Source organism: Streptomyces sp. NPDC057428 (genome assembly GCF_042803195.1).
Lineage (GTDB): Bacteria > Actinomycetota > Actinomycetes > Streptomycetales > Streptomycetaceae > Streptomyces.
Window position 1 is genome coordinate 41,157 of the sequence record NZ_JBHVCT010000047.1, and the last position, 9,587, is coordinate 50,743.

Sequence of the window (9,587 nt, forward strand, 5' to 3'; positions counted from 1 at the left end):
TGGCATACCGGTCGGATATCAGCTGAAGGATGCGGGCCGATCACACCGGGCGGGCCCGGTAGCGTAAGCGCGAACAGCGCACCGCCGGACCACACACGGGTGCGGTCAGGACTGACGGAGAGGGCTGGATCAGTTATGGAAGAGCCGCGTCGCCTCGGCGGCCGGTACGAGCTGGGCTCGGTGCTCGGCCGTGGTGGCATGGCCGAGGTCTACCTCGCCCACGACACCCGGCTCGGCCGCACCGTCGCTGTGAAGACGCTGCGGGCCGATCTCGCCCGTGACCCGTCCTTCCAGGCACGGTTCCGCCGTGAAGCCCAGTCCGCCGCCTCGCTCAACCACCCCGCGATCGTCGCCGTCTACGACACGGGCGAGGACTACGTCGACGGCGTGTCCATCCCGTACATCGTGATGGAGTACGTCGACGGGTCGACGCTCAGGGAGCTCCTGCACTCCGGCCGCAAGCTGCTGCCCGAGCGGACCCTCGAGATGACGGTCGGGATCCTCCAGGCTCTCGAGTACTCGCACCGCGCCCAGATCGTCCACCGCGACATCAAGCCGGCGAACGTCATGCTGACGCGCACCGGCCAGGTCAAGGTCATGGACTTCGGCATCGCCCGCGCCATGGGTGACTCGGGCATGACCATGACCCAGACCGCAGCGGTCATCGGCACCGCCCAGTACCTCTCCCCGGAGCAGGCCAAGGGCGAGCAGGTCGACGCCCGCTCCGACCTGTACTCCACCGGCTGCCTGCTCTACGAGCTGCTCGCCGTCCGGCCTCCGTTCGTCGGTGACTCGCCCGTCGCGGTCGCCTACCAGCACGTACGTGAAGAGCCGCAGCCGCCGAGCAACTTCGACCCCGAGATCACGCCCGAGATGGACGCGATCGTCCTGAAGGCGCTGACCAAGGATCCCGACTACCGCTACCAGTCGGCCGACGAGATGCGCGCCGACATCGAGGCCTGCCTCGACGGTCAGCCGGTCGCCGCCACGGCGGCCATGGGCGCCGCCGGATACGGGGGCTACAACGCCTACAACAGCGATCAGGCCACCACCGCCCTGCGTGCGGCGGACTCGAACGGCGCCCAGACGTCCATGTTGCCCCCGGTCCGCTTGGACGACGGCGGCTACGACTACGACGACCGCCCGGGCCGCCGACGCCAGAAGAAGAGCAACACCTCGACGATCCTGCTGGTCGTCGCCGGCGTCCTGGTGCTCATCGGCGCGATCCTCATCGGCCGAGCGGTCTTCACCGAGACCGAGGGCAGCGGCGGCAAGATCGACGTCCCCAACCTGGTCGGGTCGACGGTCGTCGATGCGCAGAGACTCGCGGAGAACTCCGGAGTCGTCCTGAAGGTCGGCGCCAAGGAACCCTGCGCCACCCAGGAGAAGGACAAGATCTGCAGCCAGTCCCCGTCGGCGACCGGCGAGATGAACGCGGGCGAGACGGTCACGGTGGTCGTCTCCACCGGTGCGCCGAAGGTCGAGGTCCCGGACGTCCTGGACGACGACGAGGAGAGCGCCCGCAAGGCCCTGGAGGACAAGGGCTTCACGGTGAACGTCAAGACGGCCGAGTCCGACAAGACCCCGGACACGGTCATCTCGCAGAACCCCGAGGGTGGCTCGAAGGCCGAGAAGGACTCCGAGGTCACGATCACCGTGGCCAAGAAGACGACCCAGAACGTGCCCGGAGTGGTCGGCAGGTCGTTCGAGGAGGCCGAGGCCCAGTTGAAGGGGGTCGGGTTCGACAACGTGTCCCGGACCGATGTCGACTCGGATCAGCCCGCCGGCACCGTCATCGAGCAGACCCCGCCCGCGAACAGCAAGCAGGCCAAGGACGTCCAGATCGTCCTCAAGGTCTCCAAGGGCCCGCCGGCGCCGGAGCAGGTAGCGGTGCCGGACCTGCAGAACAAGACACTGGGTGAGGCCAAGAACGCACTGGCGCAGGCCGGTCTGCAGCTGGGCAACGTCCTGGGTCCGAACGACGACAAGGCGCGGGTTCTGGGATTCCAGCCACAGACGGGCCAGATGGTCGACAAGAACAGCGCAGTGAACGTCCAGACCGTGGCGGGCGGGGGCGGCGGAAACATCTTCGGCGGCCCCGCCGGACAGTAGGACCGGCCGCGTCAGGCCGGTCGGGACGGCGACAGGGCCCCGGTCACCTCGAAGGTGGCCGGGGCCCTGTCGCCGTTCCGGACGGATCCACGCCTGTCCGACCGGGGGCCTACCGCAGCTCCGCCGGCTTCGTGCGGTCCCTGTCCACCTTCTCGGTGCGCACCAGCTCGCCCCACACGATGTAGCGGTACTTCGACGTGTAGACGGGGGTGCACGTCGTCAGCGTGATGTAGCGGCCGGGCTTCTTCACGCCCGACTCCTTGGGGACGGCGGCGATCGCGTCGACGTTGTACTTCGAGGTCTCCGGCAGCTTCGCGTAGACCTTGTAGACGTACCAGGTGTCCTTGGTCTCGAAGACGACCGCGTCGCCCTTCTTCACCTTGTCGATGTTGTGGAACTTGGCGCCGTGTCCGTCCCGGTGCGCGGCGAGGGCGAAGTTGCCGGCCTTGTCGGAGGGCAGGGCCGACTTCACGGGGTCCGTGTAGTAGCCGGCCACGCCGCTGTTCAGCCGCGTGGTGCCGGTGCCCTTCCCGACCAGCACCTCACCGTTCTTCATGGCGGGCACATGGAGGAAGCCGATGCCGTCCCTCGTGTCCAGGGCCCCCGGGCCGCCCGCCCAGCGGTCACGGACGGTGTTGCCCTGCTTGTCGGCCTCATGGTCGGCGAGGACGTTGGTCCACCACAGCGAGTAGACGACGAACAGGCCAAGCACCAGGCCGGCGGTGATCAGCAGTTCACCGAAGAGACTCACAGCCGCGGCGACGGGATGGCGGCCGCCGCGTCGCGCAGGCGGCGGTGGCACGTCGACACGCTCGTCCTGCTCGGTCCCAGCTGCCACCGCACCCGCCCCTGTCGTGATGTCGTCCAGCCCGCTTCAGCCGACGAGCGCGTTGGGCTTCCCCTTGCTCCGCGGGCGTTCGTCGACCATCTTGCCCCACACGATCATTCGGTACGTACTCGTGAATTCCGGCGTACAGGTCGTCAGTGTGATGTACCTGCCGGGACCGGTGAACCCGGAGCCCGGGGGGACTTCGTCGATCACCGCGACGTTCGAGGGCGACGTCTGCGGAAGGATGCTGGTCATCTCGTACGTGTAGTAGGCGTCCTGCGTCTCGACCACGATCGGGTCGCCGGGCTTCAGCTTGTTGATGTATCGGAACGGTTCGCCGTTGGTGTTGCGGTGGCCCGCCAGCGCGAAGTTGCCCTGCTCCGCCGACGGCATCGCGGTCTTCAGCTTTCCCTCGCCGTAGTGACCGACCATGCCGCGGTCGAGTACCTTCTCCTTGCTGACGCCCTCGGCGATCGGCGCGACCATGTCCAGCTTGGGGATGTGCAGGATGGCGAATCCCTGGCCCGGCTCGAAGGCACCGGGGCTCCGTTCGCCGCTCGCCCAGCCGTCCTGGATCTTGTGCGTCTCCCGGCCGGCGATCTGGTCGGCGCGGACGTTGGTCCACCACAGCTGGTAGGTGACGAACAGGAGCATCAGCACACCGCAGGTGATGAAGACTTCCCCGACGACCCGGCTTGCCATCACGGCGGGGCTGTCCTTGGCCGCACGGGCCGCGCGACGAGCCTCGACCCGTGACATCGGGGCCGCGGACCCGGCGGTCCCCGATGCCGCCGGACGTCCGGGCTCCGGCCGCCGTCGTCCGCGCCCCTTGGCCGCCTTCCGGCGCTCGGCGCGGCCACCGGTGGGCGCCGTTTCGGCCGTGGTCGTCGTGGCGTCCGTACCTGCCGGCCCCGTCGCCAGCCGTGTGCCGGCCGTCAGCAGGGCTATCGTCTCGTCGCCGACGGCCGACGGGGGCGGAACCGCCGCGCTTTCGGGGGCGGAGCGGCGTGGCGTCGGTTCGGCGGACTCAAGGGCAGTGGTCCGCGTGGATTCAGCCACCGCGGACACGAGTCCGGGGAGCACCGCGGTCCCCTCGGCAGGGCCCGACGTGGGGCCAGTGCCCGGCCTGCCCGACGCGGAGTCCGCGTCCGGCCTCTGCTGCCCGTACCAGTCCCGTTGGTAGCCCTCCGGGTCGTACCACTCACCCGGGGTCTCCCCGGGCGCCTGGGACGGCGTCCTGGGCGTCCCGGACGGCTCGTCGTCGGCCGCTGCGGTCTCAGCCCGGGGCCACGGGGAGGCGTGCTGTCCCGGAAGCGGGTCGTTCAGCGGGTCAGCGAGCTGTTCCACCGCCGCCTCGAACGTGCCGTCGGGCTCGTACGCTTCCTGCGCGTACGAGCCTTCCTGCCCGGAGCCGGGGCGGAATGAGGTCACGCCGCGGCCTTGCCCACCACCGGGGCGAGCCCCACCGATCTCGCCACGGCACCCACGTCTCCGCACCGCTCCAGCCAGTTGGCGAGCATCAGGTGCCCGTGTTCCGTGAGCACCGACTCGGGGTGGAACTGCACTCCCTCCACGGCCTGTTCACGGTGGCGCAGCCCCATGATGATGCCGTCGACGGTGCGCGCGGTGACCTCCAGCTGGGGCGGGATCGTCGCGGGTTCGGCGGCCAGCGAGTGGTAGCGCGTCGCGGTGAAGGGGGACGGCAGCCCGGCGAACACCCCCTTGCCCTCGTGCAGTACGGGGGAGGTCTTGCCGTGCAGCAGCTCCGGAGCCCGGCCCACCACGCCGCCGTAGGCGACGGCCATCGACTGCATGCCCAGGCAGACGCCGAAGACCGGGACGCCGCTCCGCGCGCAGTGGTGCACCATCTCGATGCAGACGCCGGCCTCTTCGGGGGTGCCCGGCCCGGGGGAGAGCAGGACTCCGTCGAAGCCGTCGTCGGCGTGTGCCGTGGTCACCTCGTCGTTGCGGACGACCTCGCACTCCGCGCCGAGCTGGTAGAGGTACTGGACGAGGTTGAAGACGAAGCTGTCGTAATTGTCGACGACGAGAATGCGTGCGCTCACTGACCGGTCCCCGCTCCGCCCGTGCCTTCGCCGTCCAACGTCGCGTCACCGAACGGGAGCAGCGGCTCCGCCCACGGGAAGACGTACTGGAAGAGCGCGTAGACAACCGCCAGGGCCAGCAGGAGCGAGATGAAGCCCCGTACCCATGCGTTGCCCGGCAGATGCCGCCAGATCCAGCCGTACATGCTGTTGCCTCCGTTCAGTACGGCACCAGACTAAACGGCGCGGGCTCAGGCGTGGGTCAGCTGTGGAAAGCCACACGGACGGGCCCGGAGCCGTCCTACCGCACAGGCCGTGCGTAGTGGAGGTCGACCGTGCCCGAATAGCCGGGGAGAGTCAGCCTGTCGTTCTCCTCGACCTTCCATCCCAGCCCGTACGCCTTCACGTACAGCCGGTAGTTCTGGATCGCCGTGGAGTCGTCGAGCGCCTGCCTGAGATTCCCCCGGTCGCCGACGGCGGTGACCTTGTACGGGGGCGAGTAGACCCGGCCCTGCAGGATCAGCGTGTTGCCGACGCAGCGCACCGCGCTCGTGGAGATCAGCCGCTGGTCCATCACCCTGATCCCCCGCGCCCCGCCCTGCCAGAGAGCGTTGACCACGGCCTGGAGGTCCTGCTGGTGGATGACCAGGTCGTTCGGCTGCGGATCGGGGTATCCGGGGTTGGCCGTGGCATTCGGCGGGGCGTCGTTCAGCGTGACCGACAGCGCCTCACCGGTGACCGCCGTGGTGCCCGCGGCCTTCTCCAGTGCGTCGAGTTCGCGGTCCTCGGCCCGGGTGCTCCCGTCGTCCCGCCTGGCGAGGGTGTCGATGTCCGCCCGGACGGATGAGGTCGATTCGTCCAGTTCCGCGTTCTTCTCGCTGCGCTGCTGAATGAGATCGGACAGCTTCAGCAGGGAGGAGTCGGTACGGATGTCGGTCCCCTTGGCCGCGTTGGCACTGGTGACGAAGATCAGTCCGGCCAGCGCGAAAACGGCCGCTGTGAGGCCCTGGACCGGCCGACGGGAGATGCGTCGGGCCGGGCCGCGAGGAGAGTCGCCAGAATTGCTCAACGTACCCTTATCTCCTTAGGCGCCACGGAAGCACTACGCTAACGGACGCCCCGGGGAGGCAGCATTCCCCCTTGCGCCCCGGCGCCAGCCACAGATCCCTGCGCGGTCACGCAGCGCATCGACAGGAGAGTTCCTCGTGCCGAAGTCACGTATCCGCAAGAAGGCAGACTTCACGCCGCCGCCGACGAAGCAGTCGACGAGCATAAAGCTGTCCAACCGCAGTTGGGTGGCGCCGGTGATGCTGGCGCTCTTCCTGGTCGGTCTGGCCTGGATCGTGCTCTTCTACGTCACCGAGGGCGACATGCCGCTCAGCGCGTTGGGCAACTGGAACATCGTGGTGGGCTTCGGCTTCATCGCGGGTGGTTTCGGCGTCTCCACGCAGTGGAAGTAGCTCTGCCCTGAAGTTACCCACAGAGTTATCCACAGGCGGGGGAAAAGGTCAGACGATCTGTGGATAACTTCCCTCGCGGTTGACGCTGGTGTGACTGCACACTTACGCATTGCGAGAGGGTGTGCCCCTTGTCCTTGCTGGGAGAACCCGGTTCAGCGACAAGGGGCACACCTGTTCCCCACGTCGTACACAAGACTCAGGCACGTTCTGTGGACAACCGCATCTCTGGAGCAAGCAATTCCGCTCAGGTGAGCGCAGCGGTTCTCGCCAGGACTGCGGCCACGACCGCGAGCAGGACCAGTGCGCAGGCGCCGTACTGCACGAGACTCCGACGCTCGCGCGGTGCGTGAATCATGGCGATGGCGATCAGGGCACCGGCGACGAGTCCGCCTACGTGTGCCTGCCAGGCGATCCTGCCCCATGGGTTGAAGGTGAAGATCAGGTTCACCACGAGCAGCGCGATCACGGGACGCAGGTCGTAGTTCATGCGGCGCATGAGCACAGCCGTGGCGCCCAGGAGACCGAAGACGGCGCCGGACGCCCCTAGTGACCCCTGCGCGGGAGCGGCGATCACGTAGGTGAGCGCACTGCCCGCGAGCCCGGACAGCAGGTACAGCGCGAGGTAGCGGACGCGGCCGAGCGCGGCTTCGAGAGGCCCTCCGAGCCACCACAGCCCCAGCATGTTGAAGGCGATGTGCCACACCTCGACATGCAGGAACATCGACGTCGCCAGGCGGTACCACTGCCCCTCGGCGACTCCCTCGTAGCCGGCCGAGGGATCGTCCGTGGTGGCACGGCCGAACAGCAGGAGATCGTCGAGCAGCTCCGGTCTGGCCCAGACCACGATGAAGACGACGAGGTTGAGAGCGATGAGGATCTTGGTGATCAGCCGTGGGTCGGCGGCGACGCTGCCGCCTGCCAGGGTTCGCGGCCGGGCGGCCACGGGGTGATGGCCCGTACCGGATCCCTGACGGACACAGTCCGGGCACTGGAATCCCACCGATGCCCCGATCATGCAGTCCGTGCAGATCGGACGCTCGCACCTCGTGCAGCGGATCCCCGTCTCCCGCTCCGGGTGGCGATAACAGGTGGGAGGGCCACCCGCGGCCGTGGACCCGTCCCGGTCTTCCGGCGGCTGCTGCTTCTCCATCGGTCACGGCCCCTTCGGTCCTCGTCCGGGGAGGCGGCGCGCACATGCAACCGCCCGCTCGCCCGTTATGTAGCAGTACGGACGAGCAACGCGGTTGGTTCCCGTGCGGGCACCCGCCCGTCGGCTCAGCGGCCCCGGGAAGGGGGCGGACGCGTCGGATCAGCGGGTCTCGACGACGACCGATTCGATCACCACGTCCTGGAGCGGCCGGTCGGTGCGCGGGTTGGTCGGAGCGGCCGCGATGGCGTCCACGACCTTCCTGCCCGCCTCGTCGGCGACCTCACCGAAGATGGTGTGCTTGCCGGTCAGCCAGGCGGTGGGAGACACCGTGACGAAGAACTGCGAGCCGTTGGTACCCGGCCCCGCGTTGGCCATCGCCAGGAGGTAGGGCTGGGTGAAGGCGAGGTCGGGGTGGAACTCGTCACCGAACTCGTAGCCCGGGCCCCCCGTTCCGTTCCCCAGCGGGTCGCCGCCCTGGATCATGAAGCCGCTGATGACGCGGTGGAAGACAGTTCCGTCGTACAGCTTGTCCGTGGACTTCCTGCCGGTCTCCGGGTCGGTCCACTCTCGCTCGCCCCGGGCGAGCTCGACGAAGTTCCTGACCGTCTTGGGCGCGTGGTTCGGCAGAAGCCGGATCGCGATGTCGCCGTGGTTGGTCTTCAAAGTGGCGTAAAGCTCCTCGGCCACGATCTGCCTTCCGTAAGTCCTCGCTGATGACCACCGATCCTCGCACGGTGCACCCCTCCACACGCCGGTCACCGCCCCGCGGCAGAGGCGCGCTCACCTCGTTGCCCGCTTTCCCACACCCTTCCCGCACGTCTTGCGCGAAACGTACGGCCAAGTGCCGGACGGCACGCAGCGCGCCGACACGAACCGTGACATCGTCGTCGACACGCTCCTCTTGCACCGCGTTGCCCGAGAATGCCGACATGACCCGGATGCCCGTCCCGCATGGCGCTTCGTGCCTCAGCGGGCATGATTTCGAATTGGGTGGATAGGCGGAGTACCTACCCGCCACCAAGGAGGAGGATCCCGTGACCCGCATCGACAGCGTGCGCGCCGCAACCTACTCGGCGAAGGACAGCGCGCAGCACGCCGCGGAAGTGGTGGCGCCCTACGCCGACACGGCCAAGGAACAGGCCGCCCACTACGCCCAGGAGGCTCGCGCACGGCTCGCGCCCAAGATGTCGAAGGCAGCCGCGCAGGCGCGCGTCCAGTACGGCGCGCATCTCGCCCCGCGGATCGAACAGGCACTGACGCATGTGCCCCCCAAGGTCGACGAGGCCGCGCACAAGGCCGCTGTACGGACGCGCAGTGCAGCACGGACCGCGGCGGACTACACCGTGCCCCGTGTCGAGTACGCCGTGGCGGCGAGCCGCCCCATGGCCGAGGAGGCCACCGCACGCAGCACGGCCGCGCTGGCGGCACTGCGTGGCCAGGTCACGGCCAAGGAGATCCACAAGCTCGTCAAGAGGCATGAGCGACGGGCCAAGGCCGGCCGGACGGCCAAGGGCTTCCTGGTGATCGGCGTGCTGGCCGCCGGCGCCTTCGCCGCTTGGAAGTGGTGGGACAAGCAGGCCAACCCGGACTGGCTCGTCGAGCCGCCCGCCCCCACCGAGGTGGCTGATGACCGCGCTCCTCTGACGTCGGTCGACGGCAGCGGCACCTCGGTTCTCGACCCGGAGGTCCGCGTCAAGCAGGACGAGGCCGAGTCCGGCCCGGAGCGGGCGGACGGCCGGGACGACAACCGCTAGACCGACAGCGCTGACCCGGCCCGCCCGGGAATCGGACGTCTGCGAGGGGCGCCGGAAGACCTCACGGTCTCCGGCGCCCCTCGCCGTTTCACGTGAAACCGAATCGGGGGACACGCGAGTGCGGGGCACCGCGGCACACCGGCAGTTCCTGCGGCTGGAGGCAGCGAGGTGACCGCGACGGACCGCGAACTGGCTCACCCGCCCGAGGGCTCCCTACGGAAGAGAGCCCGTCCGACC

General features: G+C 68.9%; 10 protein-coding genes. 3 read left to right on the forward strand and 7 right to left on the reverse strand.

What is annotated here, in order from left to right:
* Positions 1–135: 135 nt before the first annotated feature.
* On the forward strand, positions 136–2,112 hold the full coding sequence (gene pknB / locus ACFU5K_RS19250) for a Stk1 family PASTA domain-containing Ser/Thr kinase (protein WP_384062970.1): 1,977 nt from the start codon (positions 136–138) through the stop codon (positions 2,110–2,112).
* Positions 2,113–2,221: 109 nt separating this feature from the next.
* Here the strand turns inward: pknB and ACFU5K_RS19255 are convergent, their stop codons facing one another.
* From ACFU5K_RS19255 to ACFU5K_RS19275, 5 genes are all read right to left on the reverse strand, one after another.
* Positions 2,222–2,950, reverse strand: coding sequence for a class E sortase (locus ACFU5K_RS19255; RefSeq protein ID WP_384062973.1), 729 nt, complete (start codon positions 2,948–2,950; stop codon positions 2,222–2,224).
* A gap of 36 nt (positions 2,951–2,986) precedes the next feature.
* Positions 2,987–4,372, reverse strand: a complete 1,386-nt coding sequence (locus ACFU5K_RS19260; RefSeq protein WP_384062976.1) for a class E sortase — start codon at positions 4,370–4,372, stop codon at positions 2,987–2,989.
* Positions 4,369–5,007, reverse strand: a complete 639-nt coding sequence (locus ACFU5K_RS19265) for an aminodeoxychorismate/anthranilate synthase component II (RefSeq protein ID WP_384062979.1) — start codon at positions 5,005–5,007, stop codon at positions 4,369–4,371. The genes ACFU5K_RS19260 and ACFU5K_RS19265 overlap by 4 nt, the downstream gene beginning before the upstream one ends.
* Positions 5,004–5,192, reverse strand: coding sequence for a hypothetical protein (locus tag ACFU5K_RS19270; protein ID WP_384062982.1), 189 nt, complete (start codon positions 5,190–5,192; stop codon positions 5,004–5,006). The genes ACFU5K_RS19265 and ACFU5K_RS19270 overlap by 4 nt, the downstream gene beginning before the upstream one ends.
* A 95-nt stretch (positions 5,193–5,287) precedes the next feature.
* On the reverse strand, positions 5,288–6,055 hold the full coding sequence (locus tag ACFU5K_RS19275; protein ID WP_384062985.1) for a DUF881 domain-containing protein: 768 nt from the start codon (positions 6,053–6,055) through the stop codon (positions 5,288–5,290).
* Between the two features lie 136 nt (positions 6,056–6,191).
* Here ACFU5K_RS19275 and crgA point away from each other — a divergent pair, with 136 nt between their 5' ends.
* Positions 6,192–6,446: a cell division protein CrgA gene (gene crgA / locus ACFU5K_RS19280; RefSeq protein WP_384062988.1), complete on the forward strand. Its 255-nt coding sequence runs from the start codon at positions 6,192–6,194 to the stop codon at positions 6,444–6,446.
* Positions 6,447–6,690: 244 nt separating this feature from the next.
* Here the strand turns inward: crgA and ACFU5K_RS19285 are convergent, their stop codons facing one another.
* Both ACFU5K_RS19285 and ACFU5K_RS19290 read right to left on the reverse strand, forming a co-directional pair.
* Complete coding sequence (locus ACFU5K_RS19285) at positions 6,691–7,596, reverse strand: rhomboid family intramembrane serine protease (RefSeq protein ID WP_384062991.1); 906 nt, start codon at positions 7,594–7,596, stop codon at positions 6,691–6,693.
* Positions 7,597–7,755: 159 nt separating this feature from the next.
* Positions 7,756–8,283: a peptidylprolyl isomerase gene (locus tag ACFU5K_RS19290; protein WP_384062993.1), complete on the reverse strand. Its 528-nt coding sequence runs from the start codon at positions 8,281–8,283 to the stop codon at positions 7,756–7,758.
* A 347-nt stretch (positions 8,284–8,630) separates the two neighbouring features.
* Between ACFU5K_RS19290 and ACFU5K_RS19295 the strand changes: the two genes are divergently transcribed.
* A complete protein-coding gene (locus ACFU5K_RS19295; protein ID WP_384062995.1) occupies positions 8,631–9,350 on the forward strand; it encodes a DUF5324 family protein in 720 nt (239 codons plus the stop codon).
* The last annotated feature ends 237 nt before the right edge of the window (positions 9,351–9,587 follow it).

Bases quoted from the DNA above. Each gene is read 5' to 3' on its own strand.
- pknB (WP_384062970.1), top strand. From the start codon at position 136: ATGGAAGAGCCGCGTCGCCTCGGCGGCCGGTACGAGCTGGGCTCGGTG.
- ACFU5K_RS19270 (WP_384062982.1), bottom strand. From the start codon at position 5,192: ATGTACGGCTGGATCTGGCGGCATCTGCCGGGCAACGCATGGGTACGG.
- ACFU5K_RS19285 (WP_384062991.1), bottom strand. From the start codon at position 7,596: ATGGAGAAGCAGCAGCCGCCGGAAGACCGGGACGGGTCCACGGCCGCG.